14 protein-coding genes are annotated in these 16838 nt (G+C 72.8%); 4 read left to right on the top strand and 10 right to left on the bottom strand.

What is annotated here, in order from left to right:
- Nucleotides 1–115: 115 nt before the first annotated feature.
- From ilvN to FHR37_RS05010, 7 genes are all read right to left on the bottom strand, one after another.
- Nucleotides 116–652 carry an acetolactate synthase small subunit gene (ilvN, locus tag FHR37_RS05040; RefSeq protein WP_092656242.1) on the bottom strand — a complete coding sequence of 179 codons (537 nt, stop codon included), beginning with the start codon at nucleotides 650–652 and terminating at the stop codon, nucleotides 116–118.
- Between the two features lie 86 nt (nucleotides 653–738).
- Nucleotides 739–2553 (bottom strand): acetolactate synthase large subunit, encoded by a 1815-nt coding sequence (locus FHR37_RS05035; RefSeq protein WP_092888709.1) that lies wholly within the window; start codon nucleotides 2551–2553, stop codon nucleotides 739–741.
- 216 nt (nucleotides 2554–2769) lie between these two features.
- Entirely contained in the window at nucleotides 2770–3369 is a 600-nt protein-coding gene (locus FHR37_RS05030) for a pyridoxamine 5'-phosphate oxidase family protein (RefSeq protein ID WP_092888706.1), read from the bottom strand.
- Nucleotides 3370–3449: 80 nt separating this feature from the next.
- Nucleotides 3450–5126 (bottom strand): dihydroxy-acid dehydratase, encoded by a 1677-nt coding sequence (gene ilvD / locus FHR37_RS05025; RefSeq protein ID WP_092888703.1) that lies wholly within the window; start codon nucleotides 5124–5126, stop codon nucleotides 3450–3452.
- 143 nt (nucleotides 5127–5269) lie between these two features.
- Nucleotides 5270–6625 (bottom strand): glycosyltransferase 87 family protein, encoded by a 1356-nt coding sequence (locus tag FHR37_RS05020; protein WP_092888700.1) that lies wholly within the window; start codon nucleotides 6623–6625, stop codon nucleotides 5270–5272.
- An 84-nt stretch (nucleotides 6626–6709) separates the two neighbouring features.
- Nucleotides 6710–7654, bottom strand: a complete 945-nt coding sequence (locus FHR37_RS05015; RefSeq protein ID WP_092888697.1) for a 2-hydroxyacid dehydrogenase — start codon at nucleotides 7652–7654, stop codon at nucleotides 6710–6712.
- Nucleotides 7654–8850 (bottom strand): patatin-like phospholipase family protein, encoded by a 1197-nt coding sequence (locus FHR37_RS05010; RefSeq protein WP_092888694.1) that lies wholly within the window; start codon nucleotides 8848–8850, stop codon nucleotides 7654–7656. The genes FHR37_RS05015 and FHR37_RS05010 overlap by 1 nt, the downstream gene beginning before the upstream one ends.
- A 109-nt stretch (nucleotides 8851–8959) precedes the next feature.
- On the opposite strand from FHR37_RS05010, the gene FHR37_RS05005 reads away from it, so the two are divergent.
- The 3 genes from FHR37_RS05005 (at nucleotide 8960) to FHR37_RS04995 (ending at nucleotide 12384) form a co-directional block, all read left to right on the top strand.
- Nucleotides 8960–10174: a PQQ-dependent sugar dehydrogenase gene (locus FHR37_RS05005; protein WP_092888865.1), complete on the top strand. Its 1215-nt coding sequence runs from the start codon at nucleotides 8960–8962 to the stop codon at nucleotides 10172–10174.
- Nucleotides 10171–11454, top strand: coding sequence for a PQQ-dependent sugar dehydrogenase (locus tag FHR37_RS05000; protein WP_092888691.1), 1284 nt, complete (start codon nucleotides 10171–10173; stop codon nucleotides 11452–11454). Before FHR37_RS05005 ends, FHR37_RS05000 begins: the two co-directional genes overlap by 4 nt.
- 63 nt (nucleotides 11455–11517) lie before the next feature.
- Nucleotides 11518–12384, top strand: coding sequence for a PQQ-dependent sugar dehydrogenase (locus FHR37_RS04995; RefSeq protein ID WP_092888688.1), 867 nt, complete (start codon nucleotides 11518–11520; stop codon nucleotides 12382–12384).
- A gap of 90 nt (nucleotides 12385–12474) precedes the next feature.
- Here FHR37_RS04995 and gatB read toward each other — a convergent pair whose 3' ends face one another.
- The 3 genes from gatB to gatC all read right to left on the bottom strand — a co-directional run bounded on the left by gatB (nucleotide 12475) and on the right by gatC (nucleotide 15873).
- Nucleotides 12475–13974 (bottom strand): Asp-tRNA(Asn)/Glu-tRNA(Gln) amidotransferase subunit GatB, encoded by a 1500-nt coding sequence (gene gatB / locus FHR37_RS04990; protein WP_092888685.1) that lies wholly within the window; start codon nucleotides 13972–13974, stop codon nucleotides 12475–12477.
- Between the two features lie 82 nt (nucleotides 13975–14056).
- Nucleotides 14057–15556 carry an Asp-tRNA(Asn)/Glu-tRNA(Gln) amidotransferase subunit GatA gene (gene gatA / locus FHR37_RS04985; protein ID WP_092888682.1) on the bottom strand — a complete coding sequence of 500 codons (1500 nt, stop codon included), beginning with the start codon at nucleotides 15554–15556 and terminating at the stop codon, nucleotides 14057–14059.
- The gene (gene gatC / locus FHR37_RS31305; protein ID WP_092888679.1) at nucleotides 15556–15873 is read right to left on the bottom strand and encodes an Asp-tRNA(Asn)/Glu-tRNA(Gln) amidotransferase subunit GatC; all 318 of its coding nucleotides are present in this window, start codon (nucleotides 15871–15873) and stop codon (nucleotides 15556–15558) included. The genes gatA and gatC overlap by 1 nt, the downstream gene beginning before the upstream one ends.
- A gap of 296 nt (nucleotides 15874–16169) precedes the next feature.
- Here gatC and FHR37_RS04975 point away from each other — a divergent pair, with 296 nt between their 5' ends.
- The gene (locus FHR37_RS04975) at nucleotides 16170–16835 is read left to right on the top strand and encodes an ACT domain-containing protein (RefSeq protein ID WP_092888676.1); all 666 of its coding nucleotides are present in this window, start codon (nucleotides 16170–16172) and stop codon (nucleotides 16833–16835) included.
- The last annotated feature ends 3 nt before the right edge of the window (nucleotides 16836–16838 follow it).

The following is a 16838-nucleotide window of genomic DNA, read 5'->3' as shown; positions in this document are numbered from 1 at the left end:
GAGTTACGCGTTCATATCGAGTGGGGTCGTACGAGGAGTACGGCCCCGGAATGTGTTCCGGCGGTCAGGCGACTCGGCGTGGCCCCCGAAGTGGAGGGCCGGTCGAGCCCCGCTTTCAGGCGCTCCGCTCACCCACCCGGTCCAGGGAGCGCAGCGTCCGGTCTGTGATGGAACGGCCGCCGCGCCCGACGGCGACCATGCCGGACTGCACGAGCTCGCGGATGCCGTAGGGCTCGAGGACCCGCAGCATCGCGTCGAGCTTGTCCGGGCTGCCGGTCGCCTCGATCGTCACGGTATCGGTCCCGACGTCGACCACCTTCGCCCGGAACAGCTGGACCGTCTCCAGCACGCTGCCCCTGGCCTGGCCGTCGGCCTTCACCTTGACCAGCAGCAGCTCCCGCTGCACCGAGGTGGAGGGTTCGAGCTCGACGATCTTGATGACGTTGACCAGCTTGTTGAGCTGCTTGGTCACCTGCTCCAGCGGGAGCTCCTCGACGTTGACCACGATCGTCATCCGGGAGATCTCCGGGTGCTCGGTCGGGCCGACCGCGAGGGAGTCGATGTTGAAGCCGCGCCGGGAGAAGAGTCCGGCTATCCGAGCCAGGACACTGGGTTTGTTCTCGACCAGCACCGAGAGCGTGTGTCGGGACATGTGCCTCGTCCTTGTCCTTTCGAGGGGGCCGGCTGCGACGACCGGCAGGACGCGAACGTCCTTTCCGAGTCGGCGACGCTGCGGGTCTAGAGGTCGTCGTTCTCCCAGACCGGCGCCAGGTCGCGCGCGATCTTGATGTCGTCGTTGCTGGTGCCGGCCGCCACCATCGGCCACACCATGGCGTCGCGGTGGACCACGAAGTCGATCACCACCGGGACGTCGTTGATCGCCATCGCCTTGGCCAGCACGTCGTCGACGTCCTCGGCCTTGTCACAGCGCAGTCCCACACAGCCGTACGCCTCGGCCAGCTTGGCGAAGTCGGGGATCCGGCTGGAGTGCAGGTCGGTGTTGGAGTAGCGGCCCTCGTAGAAGAGCGTCTGCCACTGGCGGACCATGCCGAGGCTGGAGTTGTTGATCACCGCGACTTTGATCGGGATGTTGTCCAGCGCGCAGGTGGCCAGCTCCTGGTTGGTCATCTGGAAGCAGCCGTCGCCGTCGATCGCCCAGACGGTGGCGTCGGGCCGGCCGACCTTGGCGCCCATCGCGGCGGGGACGGAGAAGCCCATCGTGCCGAGTCCGCCGGAGCTCAGGAACGTGCCGGGGTTCTCGTACGACACGAACTGCGCGGTCCACATCTGGTGCTGGCCCACGCCCGGGACGTAGACCGCCTCCGGCCCCGCGATCCTGCCGATCCGCTCGATCACCTGCTGCGGCGACAGCGAACCGTCGTCGGGCTTGTCGTAGCCCAGCGGGTAGCGGGAACGCCACTCCTCCAGCAGCCGCCACCAGGCGGTGTAGTCGCCGGCGCGGCCGGCGGCGTGCTCGGCCTGCAGCGCGACCACCAGGTCGGCGACGACCTCCCGGCAGTCACCGACGATCGGCACGTCGGCGGTGCGGTTCTTGGAGATCTCGGCCGGGTCGATGTCGGCGTGCACGACCTTCGCCCGGGGTGCGAACGTGTCCAGCTTCCCGGTCACCCGGTCGTCGAACCGGGCGCCCAGGCTGATCAGCAGGTCGGCCTGCTGCAGCGCGCCGACCGCCGCGACGGTGCCGTGCATACCCGGCATGCCGAGGTGCAGCTGGTGGCTGTCGGGGAACGCGCCGCGGGCCATCAGCGTGGTGACCACCGGGATCCCGGTCATCTCGGCCAGCACCCTCAGCTCCCGGGCGGCCCGGGCGCGCAGCACCCCGCCGCCGACGTAAAGCACCGGGCGCCGGGCCTCGCTGATCAGCCGGGCGGCCTCGCGGACCTGCTTGGCGTGCGGGCGGCTCACCGGGCGGTAGCCGGGCAGGTCGACGCCGGCCGGCCACTCGAACGTGGTCATCGCCTGCATCGCGTCCTTGGACACGTCGACCAGGACCGGGCCGGGCCGGCCGGTGGAGGCGATGTGGAACGCCTCGGCGATCGTGCGCGGGATCTCCGCCGGGTCGGTGACGAGGAAGTTGTGCTTGGTGATCGGAAGCGTGATGCCCTGGATGTCGGCTTCCTGGAAGGCGTCGGTCCCGATCGAGCTCGCGGCGACCTGGCCGGTGACCGCGACCATCGGCACGGAGTCCATGTAGGCGTCGGCTATCGGGGTGACGAGGTTGGTGGCCCCGGGCCCGGAGGTCGCCATGCACACGCCGACCTTGCCGGTGGCCAGGGCGTAACCCTCGGCGGCGTGCCCGGCGCCCTGCTCGTGGCGGACCAGCACGTGCCGGATCTTGCGGGAGTCCAGAAGCGGGTCGTACGCGGGGAGGATCGCGCCGCCGGGGATGCCGAATACGGTGTCGACGCCGGCTTCCTCCAGCGATCTGATCAGGCTCTGCGCCCCCGTCATCTGCTCACTCATGAGCGTCCTCTCGCTGTCGTGCCGTGGATCCCGCTGCCGGAACTGCCGGTGCTGCTGGTGGTGCCGGATCTGCCGGTGGTGCTGGTGATGCCGGTGTCGTCGTCATGGTGGGTGGTCGTCGGCGCCGTCATGATCGTCCCCTGGGAAGCAAAAACCCCCCGGCCCAGGTGGGCAACGAGGGGAGCGCGCTGGCTGGAAGCTTCGAGAGCGGTCAGCCGGCGCGCGAGTGGAGTACGAGAATCTGCGGACGCACCCATGCAGGTTTTCCGACCGGCCACCTTCACGTCAAGCCAAACCCTTGGCGGTCTCGCCATTCGGACGATCGGTCCACATGTCGTCGTCGGCGAACGCGGGCAGGCCGTCGACGCTGCGCTGGTTCTTCTGCCGGCGGTACTCCCGTAGCCCCTCCTCGCCCTTGCGGCCCATGTGCTGGGGCAGCAGGTCCCGCTCCCCCACGTGGTCCATCAGGGGTACGCCGTAGCCGCAGGAGTCGGAGATCCGGGTGACGTCGACGACGATCACCGCCCGGGCGCCGCGCCGCTCGGTGAACAGCGCGGCCAGTTCGGCGAACTCCTCGTCGTACATCGACACCACCCGGCCCCGCCCGTGCAGCCGGACGACGTTGGGCGGGCCCTCGAAGGCGCAGAACATCAGCGTGATCCGGCCGTTCTGCCGCAGGTGCGCGATGGTCTCCGCGCCGCTCGCGGTGATGTCGAGGTAGGCGACGGTGCGCTCGTCGAGCACCGTGAACGTCCCGCCGATGCCCTTCGGTGAGACGTTCACGTGCCCGTCGGACCCGCTCGGCGCCGTGGCGACGAAGAACACCTTCTGCGCCTCGACGAACTGCCGCAGCCGCCCGTCGATGCGTTCGTGCACCTTGCCCATCGGTGTTCCCCCTTCGCCGTCGGTCGTACGTACAAGCAGGTGGTGCGTGGAAACCGGTCGTGAATCGGTCTCGCGGGCCGTCAGCCGCACACGGCGCCGTGCGCCGCGGACGTCACCAGCCGGGCGTACTTGCCGAGCACACCGCGGGTGAACGTCGGCGGCAGCGGCTGCCAGTCGGCGCGGCGAGCCTCGAGCTCGGCGGCGTCGACGAGCAGGTCGAGCGTCCGGCTGGTCATGTCCAGCCGGACCACGTCCCCGTCGCGGATCAGCGCGATCGGGCCGCCGTCGACCGCCTCGGGCGCGACGTGGCCGACGCACAGGCCGGTCGTCCCGCCGGAGAACCGGCCGTCGGTGAGCAGCAGGACGTCCTTGCCCAGGCCCGCGCCCTTGATCGCGCCGGTGATGGCGAGCATCTCCCGCATCCCCGGACCGCCCTTGGGTCCTTCGTACCGGATGACCACCACGTCCCCGGCCTGGATGGTGCCGTCCTCCAGGGCGTCCAGCGCGCCGCGCTCGCGTTCGAAGACCCGGGCGGGGCCCTCGAACACGGCCGCCTCCAGGCCCGCGCTCTTGACCACGGCGCCGTCCTCGGCCAGCGAGCCGCGCAGGATCGTCAGGCCGCCGGTGCGGTGGATCGGGTCCTTGATCGCCCGGATGATCGTGCCGTCCAGGTCGGGCGGGTCGATGTCGTCGAGGTTCTCCGCCACGGTCTTCCCGGTCACCGTCATCGGGTCACCGTGCAGCAGGCCCGCGTCGAGCAGCGCGCGCATCACCACCGGGATCCCGCCCACCCGGTCGACGTCGCTCATGACGTACCGGCCGAACGGCTTCAGGTCGCCGAGGTGCGGCACCTTGTCGCCGATCCGGTTGAAGTCGTCGAGGGTGAGGTCGACCTCGGCCTCGCGGGCGATGGCGAGCAGGTGCAGGACGGCGTTCGTGGAGCCGCCGAGCGCCATCACCACGGCGATGGCGTTCTCGAACGCCTCCTTGCTGAGGATCTGCCGGGCGGTCAGCCCGCGGCGCAGCATCTCCACCACGGCCTCACCGGATCGCCGGGCGATACCGTCGCGGCGCCGGTCGACCGCGGGCGGGGCCGCGGAACCGGGCAGCGCCATCCCGAGCGCCTCGGCCGCGCTGGCCATCGTGTTGGCGGTGTACATGCCGCCGCACGCGCCCTCGCCGGGGCAGATCGCCCTCTCGATCCGGTCGACCTCCTCGCGCGGGATCAGCCCGCGCGCACAGGCGCCGACCGCCTCGAACGCGTCGATGATGGTGACGTCGCGGCCGTCGACCTTGCCGGGCAGGATCGAGCCGGCGTAGACGAACACCGACGCGAGGTCGAGCCGGGCGGCGGCCATCAACATGCCGGGCAGGCTCTTGTCGCAGCCGGCCAGCAGCACCGAGCCGTCCAGGCGCTCGGCCTCCATCACCGTCTCCACCGAGTCGGCGATGATCTCCCGGGACACCAGGGAGAAGTGCATGCCGACGTGGCCCATCGAGATGCCGTCGGACACCGAGATGGTGCCGAACTCCAGCGGGTAGCCGCCGGCGGCGTGCACGCCGTCCTTGGCGGCCTTGGCCAGCCGGTCGAGGGAGAGGTTGCAGGGGGTGATCTCGTTCCACGACGAGGCGACGCCGATCTGGGGCTTCTCCCAGTCCTCGTCACCCATTCCGACCGCGCGGAGCATGCCGCGCGCGGCGGCGCGCTCCAGCCCGTCGGTGACCTCCCGGCTGCGCGGCTTGATGTCGCTACTCATGCGTTGGGCTCCTCGTTCACCGTGACGGTGGTGGGGCTTGCTGGGGCGTGGGCGCCGGTACGCCGGGCGGTCGGCTGCGGATGCGCAGCAGATCGCGGGAACGTGCACCCGGGCCGCGGTATGGGGGCGGGGTCACCGCCCCCTCACTTTACGGCGGCGTCCGCGACGGGCCGACGGTCGGGCTCGGCGGCGACCTGTCGGCCGGTCGCGTACGCCACCGCGAGCAGGGCCAGCCCGAGCACCGGACCGAGCACGCTGAGCAGCTGCTGCCAGGGCGCGTACGAGAGTTCGACGTCGCTGCCCCACGGCAGGACGTACTTGAAGATCGCGGCCGCCACCCACACCACGAACACCGCGCCGGTCCACCGCAGCGAACGCGGCAGGTGCGAGCCGACCAGCACCGTCGCGCCGAGCGGCACCACCCAGACGTAGTGGTGCGTCCACGACAGCGGGGACGCGAGCAGGGTGGCCAGGCCGCACAGCGAGACCGCCAGCATCGGCTCGCCGCGCCGCCACCACACCGACGCGACGTACGCACCGGCGACGCCGGCCGCCGCGCCGAGCGCGAGCCCCGCGTAGTGCTGCCAGCCGCCGAGGCCGAACAGCCGGACGACGACACCCAGCATCGACTGGTTCATCAGGAAGTGCGCGGGGCCGGTGCGGGTGTCACCGGACAGCAGCAGCTTCGCGAACCCGATGGTCTCCCGCGGCATCACCACGGCGGTCGCGACGGTGATCGCCACGGCGGTGACGACGGCGGTGCGCGCCTCCCTCCAGCGCCGGGCGAACAGCAGCATCACCACGAACAACGCGGGTGTGACCTTGATCGCCGCCGAGATGCCGGTGAGGACGCCGGTGGGCAGCAGCCGCCCGCCGGCCCGGCCGAGCGGCGGCAGCCATCGTCGGCCGGGCACCAGGTCGGCGACCACCAGCGCCATCAGGAACACGTTGATCTGGCCGAAGCTGACCGTGGCGCGGACCGGCTCCACCACCAGCGCGCAGGCGGTGGCCAGCAGCGACAGCGGCCAGCCGCGCAGGCCCGCCCGGTGCAGGACGAACAGCAGCGCGAGGCCGTTGAGGACCGTCCAGACCAGCTGCAGGAGCGTCTGCGGTACGAACACCAGCGGGACGCTGAGCAGCGCCGCCACCGGCGGGTAGATGAACGCGAGCGCGGTGTCCGGCGTCCGGGCGGTGAGGATGTCCCCGCCGCCGAGCAGGACGTGGCCGGTGTAGACGTACACGTCCAGGTCGACGGTGTTCGGCTGCCACGGCCAGAACTCGCCGTAGGACTGGGCGAACGGCAGGATCGCCAGCAGCGCGACGATCGGCAGCGCGATCCGCGCGGCGAGGCCCGCGAGGCGCCCTGCGCCCGCGCGGGTCCCGGTCGGCTCCGTGGTCCGGGCCGTCCCCGTTGGCTCCGTCGGCTGCGTCGTGCGGGTGGTCCCGGAGGCCCCGGTGGTCCCGCCGTTACTGCCCGTGCTGTTCGTGCTGGTCGGCACGTCGCTCCTGTCCGCTGGTTCCGGGGCACCTTCATACCCGGTCGGGCCCCGGCAGCGGAATCCCGGGCCGGTCCGGACCTTCCGTCAGTACGCTCCGGCCACGGTGTTGACCAGCGGCTCCCCCGCGGCGTACCGGCGAAGCTGCGCGCTCACCAGCGCCCGCCCGCGCGGGACGAAGGCGGAGGTGTTGCCGCCCACGTGCGGGCTGAGCAGCAGCCCGGGCGCGTCCCACAGCGGGTGGCCGGGAGGCAGCGGCTCCGGGTCGGTGACGTCCACCGCCGCCCGCAGCCGACCGGCGGTCAGCTCGACCAGCAGCGCGTCGGTGTCGACCACCGGGCCGCGGGCGAGGTTGACCACGAGCGCGCCGTCGCGCAGCTGGGACAGGAACTTCGCGTCCACCAGGCCGTGGGTCTGCTCGGTCAGCGGGACCAGCAGCACCACCACGTCCGCGGTGGGCAGCAGGTCGGGCAGCCGGTCCATGCCGGCCACGCCGTCACCGGGTGTACGGCTGACCTTCACGACCTCGCATTCGAACGGCTCCAGCCGGCGCTCGATCGCCCGGCCGATCGAGCCGTACCCCACCACCAGCACCCGCTTGTCGGCCAGCGAGTCGCGCCGGCCGGCCGCCCAGCGGTGCTCGTCCTGGGCGCGCACGAAGTCGGGGAAGCCGCGCAGCGAGGCGATGATCAGCCCGACGCCCAGCTCGGCGGTGCTCGCGTCGTGCACGCCGCGGGCGTTGCACAACGTGACGTCGGGGCCGACGAACGGGCGGACGTTCTCCACGCCGGCGGTGAGGGTCTGGACGACCTCCAGCCCGGGCATGTCGGCGATGATCTCGACGGTGTGCGGCGCGCCCATGTACGGAGGCACGTAGAACGCCACCTCGTCGATCGTGGCCGGCGGCTCCCCCAGCCCGTCGTACACGTCGATCGCCAGGCCGGCCGGCAGGTCGTCGTACACCTCCGGCGGCTCCGGCAGCCACACCCGCCGCGCGCTCGCCTCGCCAGTCCCGCTCGCTGCTGCTCCCACTACTGAGGTCCTCCTCGGCACTTCGTGACGTACTGGTCGAAGTCCCACGTACGCAGGAACTCCCGGGCCGCCTGCGAGCCCTCGGCCAGCAGCGCGTCCTGCTGCTCGGACGTGACGTCGAAGTCGACCGCGGACACCGCCGAGGAGTCCACGAACGTCGTCCGGACCAGGTTGCACGGCTGCTGGGCGAGCTCGACGTCGTGCGCCAGCAGCAACGTCTCGACCAGCGCGGCGGTCAGCTCGACCGGGCCGCGTACCGGGTGGGAGCGTGCCACAGGTCCGGGCCGGGTGGAAAGACGGACGCCGAATGTCGGCCACCGGGGCGGTTTGCCGTCGGTGCGGTCGAAGATGGTGATCGGGAAGTTCCACAGCAGGCCGCCGTCGACGAGCGTGGCGTCGCCGGCCCCCGCGCCCCGGCCGGCGAGGGCCGCTCTGGCCGCGTTCGCCCGGCCGGCGCGCAACGTCCAGGGCTCGAAGAAGTACGGGATGGACGCGGAGGCACGCACGGCGTCGGCGACCGGCTGGTCGTCGGGGTCCAGGCCGTACTCCGGGTAGTCCCACGGCAGCCGGGCCGCGCGCTGCCGGGACACGTCACTGGCCACCACGACCAGGCGGTAGCGGTGGCCGGCCGGCAGGTCGCTGCCGGGGTCGGGCGGCAGCCGCAGGTCGCCGAAGGTCGTGACGCCGAGGTCCTTCAGTACGCCGGCGATCCAGTCGTGGAGGTACTTCCCCTCGAACAGGCCGGACTCCACCGCCAGGGACATCCCGTCGACCAGGACCCCGAGGCCCACCCGGTCGGCGACCCCGCCGACGACGCCGCCGACGCGGCCCCGGTCGCGGAACTTCCGGTAGTCGAGGGTGCGGGCGATCTCCTCCAGCCGGTCCAGCGGCTCACCGGCCACCTGCAGACCGGCGACGACCGCGCCGACGAGGGCGCCGGCCGACGTCCCGGCGATCCGCCGGAAGTCGTACCCGCTCTTGGCGAACGTCGCGACCGCGCCGACCAGCCCGATCCCCTTGACGCCGCCGCCTTCCAGGACGAGGTCCGCCGGTCGGGTCCCGGCGGTGTTCTCGGTCGGGTTCTCCGGCCGCTCCGTCCGCTCCGTCCGCCGCTCGGTCCGATTCCTCGTCCCGGCGGCCTTCTTCGTCCGCCCGGCGCGACCTTCCGCGCCCGGGCTGTTTCGCGTGCTGCTCATAGTTGAAGGTAGTCCGATCCGCGACTGTGAGCGACTGGTTCGTGGCCGAACGCAACGTCCTCCGATGGCGCGGTGGGGTGCCGCACCGGTGGCCGTGCAGACTGGGCCCATGCGTCGCGTCAGGGTACTGCTCGCCCGGCCGGTCACCATGGGTGTCGCCAGAGCCGCGATCAGGGCGGCGATCGGAACGGTCGCCGCCGCGCTGGTCGCCGGCACCGTCGGCTGTACGCCCACGTCCGGACGGGGTGAGGACGACACCCGGCCGGCGCCCACGGGCACGGGTTCGGGTTCGGGTTCGGCCGGGGACGCCGCGGACCGGCCGCGGGTCGCCGCGGTCGTCGCCACCGGCCTGGCCGCGCCGTGGGGGCTCGCGTTCCTGCCCGACCGCAGCGCGCTGGTGGCCGAGCGCGACACCGGCCGGGTACGCCGGATCCCCGCCGGCGCCGCCAGCGCCGCGGGTGCCGCGGGCACGGCGGAGAGCGGCCGGCCCACCGAGGTGGGCCGGGTCCCCGGCGTACAGGAGGGCGGCGAGGGCGGGCTGCTCGGGCTCGCGGTGGCCCCGACGTTCGAGGAGCAGCCGTACGTCTACGCGTACCTCACCACCGCGAAGGACAACCGGATCGTGCGGATGCGCTTCGACGGCGGACGCCTCGGCGCCCCGGAGGTGCTCCTCGCCGGCATTCCGGCGGCGGGCGTGCACAACGGCGGGCGGATGGTGTTCGGACCCGACGGCATGCTGTACGCCGGGACCGGCGACGCCGCCGACGGCGACAACGCCCAAAACCGCCGCTCCCTCGGCGGCAAGATCCTCCGGCTGACCCCCGACGGCAAACCCGCGCCCGGCAACCCGTTCGACGTCTCGCCGGTGTGGAGCTACGGGCACCGCAACGTCCAGGGCCTCGCGTTCGACAGCGGCGGCCGGCTGTGGGCCAGCGAGTTCGGCCAGAACACCTGGGACGAGCTCAACCTCATCCGCCGGGGCGGCAACTACGGCTGGCCGCAGGCGGAGGGGATCTCCCAGGACCGCAGGTCGCTGGACCCGGTGGCGCAGTGGCCGACCAGCGACGCCTCGCCGTCCGGTCTCGCCTACGCCGACGGCGCGCTGTGGATGGCCGGGCTGCGCGGGCGCCGGCTGTGGCGGATCCCGGTGCGGGACGGCCACCGGACCGGCGAGCCGCAGGCGTACCTCTCCGGCAGCCACGGCCGGCTGCGGACCGTCGCGGTCGCGCCGGACGGCAGCCTGTGGCTGAGCACCAGCAACACCGACGGACGGGGAGCACCCGAGCCCGGCGACGACCGGGTCCTCCGACTGAGGCTTCCATGACCAGATCCCGAACTCCCCGCCTGACCCTGCGTGCGCTGCTGCTGACGGTCGTGCTGTGCACGGCCACCGCCTGTGGACTCACCGGCACCGACAACTCCGGCGGACCGGACCGGCGGGCCACCCCGTCCAAGAGCGCCCGGCCGACCGCGACCGCGACTCCGACCACGCCGGCCTCACCCACGCCGTCGGCCACCTCCGTATCGCCGAAGCCGACCCCCCGGGCGACCTCGGCCGCTCCGAAGCGGCGAGCCGCACCGCGGCCGGCCGCCTCCCGGAAGGCGGCCTCGCGGCCGGCCGGCCCCGCCCGCCCGGTCGTCGCCGGCACCATCGCGAAGGGGCTCACCACACCGTGGGACCTCGCGTTCCTACCCGACGGGTCCGCCCTGCTGTCCGAGCGCGACACCGCGCGGATCGACCGGGTGACACCGGGCGGGAACGTCAGCACCGTCGGCCGGGTGCCCGGCGTGGTGCACGAGGGCGAGGGCGGACTGCTCGGGCTGGCGCTGTCGCCGCACTTCTCCCGCGACCGCCTGCTGTACGCCTACATCACCACCGGTACCGACAACCGGGTCGTCCGCATGACCTACACCGGCTCCGCGCTCGGTGCGCCGGAGGCGGTCTTCACCGGGATCCCGCGCGGGCCGCAGCACCACAACGGCGGGCGGCTGAGGTTCGGGCCGGACGGCTACCTCTACGTACCCACCGGCGACGGCGAACAGCGCGCCCGGGCCCAGAACCGCTCCTCCCTCGGCGGCAAGGTCCTGCGCCTCACCGCGAGCGGGAAACCGGCGCCGGGCAACCCGTTCGGCACCGCGGTCTGGACCTACGGCCACCGCAACGTCGAGGGCCTGGTCTTCGACCCGCAGGGCAGGTTGTGGGCGAGCGAGTTCGGTGACAAGGCGGCGGACGAGCTCAACCGGATCCGGGCCGGCGGCAACTACGGCTGGCCGGTGCTGGAGGGGCGCGGCGGTGCCCGGCGCGGGTACGTCGACCCGCTGGCGCAGTGGCCCACCGACGACGCCTCGCCGTCCGGGCTCGCCTACGCCGACGGGTCGATGTGGCTCGCTTCGCTGCGCGGCGAACGCCTGTGGCGGGTGCCGGTCGCCGGCGGTCGCGTGACCGGAGCGTCGAAGGCGTTCCTCGTCGGTACGTACGGACGGCTGCGGCACGTCGCCCGGGCACCGGACGGATCGCTGTGGCTGCTCACGAACAACACCGACGGCCGGGTCTCGCCCCGGCCGGGTGACGACCGGATCCTCCGGCTGCGGCTCACCCGCTGACGGCCGGGTCGGGCCACCGCCACGGTGCGACGGCCGCCGACAGCTGGATGAGACACCGCCCAGATCAAGCGCGTCCAGCGCGACGGCGCCACCGTGGTGGTGGGCACGGTCCCCGGTGTCCGGCACGGCGGCGAGGGCGGCCTGCTCGGCCTGGCGATCCGCCCGTGGACCTTCTGGCGGGACCACTACGTCTACGCGTACTTCACCACCGCCACCGACAACCGGATCGCGCGGATGCGCTACACAGGAGGCACCCTCGGCGCGCCGGAGGTCATCCTCTCCGGCATCCCGGCCGCGGGTGCGCACAACGGCGGCCGGCTGGTGTTCGGTCCCGACGGGTTCCTCTACGCCGGCACCGGTGACGCGACCGTCGGCGCGAACGCGCAGGACCTGGCATCCCTGGGCGGAAAGATCCTGCGGATCCGCGGGGACGGCACGCCCGCGCCCGGCAACCCGTTCGGTACCGCGGTGTGGAGCTACGGACACCGCAACGTGCAGGGCCTGGCCTTCGACCCGTGGGGCCGGCTGTGGGCGGACGAACTCGGCGCGAACACCTGGGACGAGCTGAACCTCATCCGGCCGGGCAACAACTACGGCTGGCCCATCGTGGAAGGGGTCGCGCACGACCCGAGGTTCGTCGACCCGCTCGCGCAGTGGCCGACGTCGGAGGCCTCCCCGTCCGGGCTGGCCTACTCCCGCGGCGCGCTGTGGATGGCGGGGCTGCGCGGGCAGCGGCTGTGGCGGATCCAGATCAGCGGAGACCAGGTGGTCGGCACGCCCGAGGCGTTCTTCACCGGCGTCTACGGCCGGCTTCGGACCGTCGCCCGCACCTGGCGCGGCGACCTCTGGCTGGTCACCAACAACACCGACGGCCGGGTGCCGCCGCGGCCCGGCGACGACCGGATCCTGCTGGTGCGGTTGACGAGGTAGCCCCGTCAACCGCACCTTGCCGGCGTCAACCGCACCTTGCCGCCGGACGCGGCGCCTCCGGTCATCGACCAAGGCGCCGCGTCCGTCAGGTCACTGCCCGAGGCGCTGCAGGATCAGCTCGCGGACCCGGCCCGCGTCGGCCTGTCCGCGCATCTCCTTCATCACCGCGCCGATCAGCGCGCCGGCGGCGGCCACCTTGCCGCCGCGGATCTTCTCGGCGACGCCGGGGTTGGCCTCGATCGCCCGGTCGACAGCGGCGCCGAGTGCGGAGTCGTCACTGACGACCGCGAGCCCGCGCCTGTCCACGACCTCCTCCGGGGCGCCCTCGCCGGCGAGTACGCCGTCGATGACCTCCCGTGCCAACTTGTCGTTGACGGTGCCGGCGTCGACCAGGGCCTGCACCCCGGCGACCTGCGCGGGCGTGATCGGCAGCGCCTCCAGCTCGACCTCGGTCTCCCTCGCCCGGCGGGCCAGCTCGCCCAGCCACCACTTGCGGGCGGCGGCCGGCGTGGTGCCGGCCCCGACCGTCGCCTCGACCAGGTGCAGCGCACCCGCGCCCAGCACGTCGCGGAACTCCATCTCGGTGAAGCCCCACGCCTCGAACAGCCGTCGCCGGTGCAGGCTCGGCGGCTCCGGCAGGGTCGCCCGCAGCTCCTCCACCCACGCATCGGACGGGGCGATCGGCACCAGGTCGGGCTCGGGGAAGTAGCGGTAGTCCTCCGCCTCCTCCTTCGACCGGCCGGACGTGGTGACGCCGGTGTCCTCGTGCCAGTGCCGGGTCTCCTGGGTGACCTTGCCGCCGCCGTCGAGGATCGCGGCCTGCCGGCAGATCTCGTACGTCAGCGCTCGTTCGACCGAGCGCAGCGAGTTGACGTTCTTGGTCTCGGTCCGCAGGCCGTACGGCGTCACGCCGTGCCGGCGCAGGGAGACGTTCGCGTCGCAGCGCAGCGACCCCTGCTCCATCCGTACGTCGGACACGCCGAGCGCCCGCAGCAGGTCGCGCAGCTGCCCGACATAGGCGCGGGCCACCTGCGGTGCCAGTCGGCCGGCGCCCTCGATCGGCTTGGTGACGATCTCGATCAGCGGGATGCCGGCGCGGTTGTAGTCGACGATGGAGTAGTCGGCGCCGTGGATGCGGCCGCTGACCCCGACGTGGGAGGACTTGCCGGTGTCCTCCTCCATGTGGGCGCGCTCGATCTCCACCCGGAAGGTCTGCCCCTCGACCTCCACCTCCAGCGCGCCGTCGGTGGCGATCGGCTCGTCGTACTGGCTGGTCTGGAAGTCCTTCGGCATGTCCGGGTAGAAGTAGTTCTTCCGCGCGAACCGGCACCACGGCGCGATGTCGCAGCCGAGGGCGAGGCCGATCCGGATCGCCGACTCGACCGCGCGGCCGTTGACCGCCGGCAGTGCCCCGGGCAGGCCGAGGCAGACCGGGCACACCTGGGTGTTGGGGGGCGCGCCGAACTCCGTCGGGCACCCGCAGAACATCTTGGTGGCGGTGTTCAGCTCGACGTGCACCTCCAGACCCATCACCGGGTCGAAGAGCTCCAGTGCCTCGTCGTAGGACATCAGGTCGGTGGTGACGGTCATGATGCGGCGTTCTCCTCGCCTGCCGGCGTTGCGTGCCTAACCGGAATCACGTGCGTGGCGTGCGGTGCCTGGGTGACTGGCCTCATAGCTCCGGCACCTCCGCCAGCAGCGGGTGTCCCCAGCGGCGCTCGAACTCCTGCTCCACGGCGGCACCCACGCGGTAGAGCCGGTCGTCGGCCATCGCCGGCGCCATCACGTGCAGGCCCACCGGCAGCCCGTCCTCCGGCGAGCGGCCGGCCGGGAAGGACGCGGCGGCGTTGCCGGCGAGGTTGGCGGGGATGGTGCACAGGTCGGCGGCGTACATCGCCAGCGGGTCGTCCGCCCGCTCGCCGATCCGGAACGCGGTGGTGGGCGTGGTCGGCGACACGAGCACGTCGACCTGCTCGTACGCCCGCTCGAAGTCGCGGGTGATGAGCGTGCGGACCTTCTGCGCCTGGCCGTAGTAGGCGTCGTAGTAGCCGCTGGAGAGGGCGTACGTGCCGATCATGATGCGCCGCTTGACCTCGTCTCCGAACCCGGCCTCGCGGGTCAGCGCCATCACCTCCTCGGCGCTGTGCCGGCCGTCGTCGCCGGCGCGCAGGCCGTACCGCATCCCGTCGAAGCGGGCGAGGTTGCTGGACGCCTCGCTCGGCGCGATGAGGTAGTAGGCGGCCAGGCCGTAGGTGAAGTGCGGGCAGGACACCTCGACGACCTCCGCACCCAGGTCGGAGAGCAGGTCGACCGCCTCGCGGAAGCGCTGCTCCACCCCGGGCTGGAAACCGGCGCCGCCGAGCTCCTTCACCACGCCGACCCGCAGGCCGCGCACGTCGGGGTTGCGGGCGGCGTCCACCACCGGCGGGACGGGACGGTCGATCGAGGTGGAGTCCAGCGGGTCGTGGCCGGCGATCACGCTGTGCAGCAGGGCCGCGTCGAGCACCGTGCGGGCACACGGACCGGCCTGGTCCAGGCTGGAGGAGAACGCCACCAGGCCGTAGCGGGACACCCCGCCGTAGGTGGGCTTCACCCCGACCGTCCCGGTCACCGAGCCGGGCTGGCGGATCGAACCGCCGGTGTCGGTGCCGATCGCCAGCGGCGCCTCGAACGCCGCCAGCGACGCCGACGAGCCGCCGCCGGAACCGCCCGGGATCCGGTCGGTGTCCCACGGGTTGCGGGTCGGGCCGAAGGCGGAGTTCTCGGTGGAGGAACCCATCGCGAACTCGTCCATGTTCGTCTTGCCGAGGACGACCACGCCGGCCTCGCGCAGCCGGCGGACGACGGTCGAGTCGTACGGCGGCCGCCAGCCCTCCAGGATCCGCGAGCCGCAGGTGGTCGGCACGTCCTTCATGGTGAGGACGTCCTTGAGGGCGAGCGGAACCCCGGCCAGCGGGCCGAGCGTGCCGCCGGCCGCGCGCCGGTCGTCCACCTGACGGGCGGCGGCGAGTGCGCCCTCGGTGTCGAGGTGGAGGAACGCGTGGATCCGGTCGTCGACCTTGCCGATCCGGTCCAGGTGGGCCTGGGCGACCTCCACCGCGGAGGCCTCGCCGGTGGCGATCAGCTCGGCGAGCCGGGCGGCGGTGAGCCTGGTCAGGTCGCTGTCGCTCATCAGGCCTCCTCACCGAGAATGCGGGGAACGCGGAAGCGGTCCTCCTCGACCGCGGGCTCACCGTCGACGACGGGAGCGCCGGCCAGCGCCTCCGCGGCGGTCAGCCCCGGGCGTACCTCGTCGGCGCGGAAGACGTTGGTGAGCGGCACCGGGTGGGAGGTGGGCGGAATGTCCTCGGCGGCCACCTCGCCGACCTGGGCGACCGACTCGAGGATGACGCCCAGCTGGCCGGCGTGGTGGTCGAGTTCGTCGTCGGTCAGCTCGATCCGAGCGAGGCGCGCTAGGTGCGCGACCTCCTCGCGGGTGATCGCAGGCACTGGAGTGCTTCCTTTACCTCGTTCGCGGAGCACCCCGGCGGGTCGCGGGGTGCCTGGCTGGTGTGGGCGTACTACACGCACGGCAGGCGGCGGCTGACGCCGTCCGTAGGGCAATCCTAGGAGCCTACGCGGCAGCACCCGCGACCGCGGCGAGCCGGACCACCGGAGCTCGACGGCGAAACGATCACCGTCAGGTCGGGCTGGAGAGGCCCGCCTGGCCGGGTCTGGTCGCGCGAGGTTGATCGGTAACGTCCACGCAACCGCGCGAAACGCCTGATCGCGCCACAATGAGGAGCGTGTACCTGTTGCGGATCGCGCTCCCCGACCAGCCCGGCGGGCTCGGTGAGGTCGCCTCGGCCCTGGGCAAGGTCGGCGCCGACATCGTCGCCGTGGACGTGGTGTCCCGGGGCGCCGACGGCACCGCGATCGACGACTTCGTGGTGGAGCTCCCCCTCGGCGGACGTGCCGACTCGCTGGTGTCGGCCTGCCTGTCGGTGCCCGGTGTCCGGGTGATCTGGCTGTCCCGGTACGCCGCCGGCGGGACGCTGCGCCACGATCTCGAGGTGGTCGAGTCGATGACGGAGCAGCCGGCCGAGGCCGAGCGGGTGCTCGTCCGGCACGCGCCGGTGGTGTTCCGCGCCGACTGGGCGTTCCTGGTGTGCCGGGACGCGGGCACCGGGAAGGCGGTGGTGGAGGAGTCCACTCCGGCCGCGCCCGACCTGCCCGGCGACGAGGCGCCGTGGCTGCCCCTGGAACGTCCCCGGCGGCTGGCGGTGCCCGCCGAGTGGGACAACCGGGGATGGCGGCACATCACCGCGGCGGCCACCCCTATGGGCAACCCCGACCGGGCGCTGGTGATCGGGCGGTCCGGTGGCCCGGAGATCCTCGACTCCGAGCTCGCCCGGCTGGCCCACCTGGCCGCGCTCACCCAGACCGTCCGGCAGGCGCTCTCGCAGAGCTGACCG

The organism is Actinopolymorpha cephalotaxi, from assembly GCF_013408535.1.
In the GTDB taxonomy this organism is placed as follows: Bacteria; Actinomycetota; Actinomycetes; order Propionibacteriales; family Actinopolymorphaceae; genus Actinopolymorpha; species Actinopolymorpha cephalotaxi.
This window is presented reverse-complemented; position numbering and strand designations above follow the sequence as displayed.

Excerpts from the sequence above, each read along its gene's own strand:
- ilvD (WP_092888703.1), bottom strand. The coding sequence starts at position 5,126 with ATGAGTAGCGACATCAAGCCGCGCAGCCGGGAGGTCACCGACGGGCTG.
- FHR37_RS05000 (WP_092888691.1), top strand. The coding sequence starts at position 10,171 with ATGACCAGATCCCGAACTCCCCGCCTGACCCTGCGTGCGCTGCTGCTG.
- FHR37_RS05010 (WP_092888694.1), bottom strand. The coding sequence starts at position 8,850 with ATGAGCAGCACGCGAAACAGCCCGGGCGCGGAAGGTCGCGCCGGGCGG.
- gatB (WP_092888685.1), bottom strand. The coding sequence starts at position 13,974 with ATGACCGTCACCACCGACCTGATGTCCTACGACGAGGCACTGGAGCTC.
- FHR37_RS05030 (WP_092888706.1), bottom strand. The coding sequence starts at position 3,369 with ATGGGCAAGGTGCACGAACGCATCGACGGGCGGCTGCGGCAGTTCGTC.
- gatA (WP_092888682.1), bottom strand. The coding sequence starts at position 15,556 with ATGAGCGACAGCGACCTGACCAGGCTCACCGCCGCCCGGCTCGCCGAG.
- ilvN (WP_092656242.1), bottom strand. The coding sequence starts at position 652 with ATGTCCCGACACACGCTCTCGGTGCTGGTCGAGAACAAACCCAGTGTC.
- FHR37_RS05005 (WP_092888865.1), top strand. The coding sequence starts at position 8,960 with ATGCGTCGCGTCAGGGTACTGCTCGCCCGGCCGGTCACCATGGGTGTC.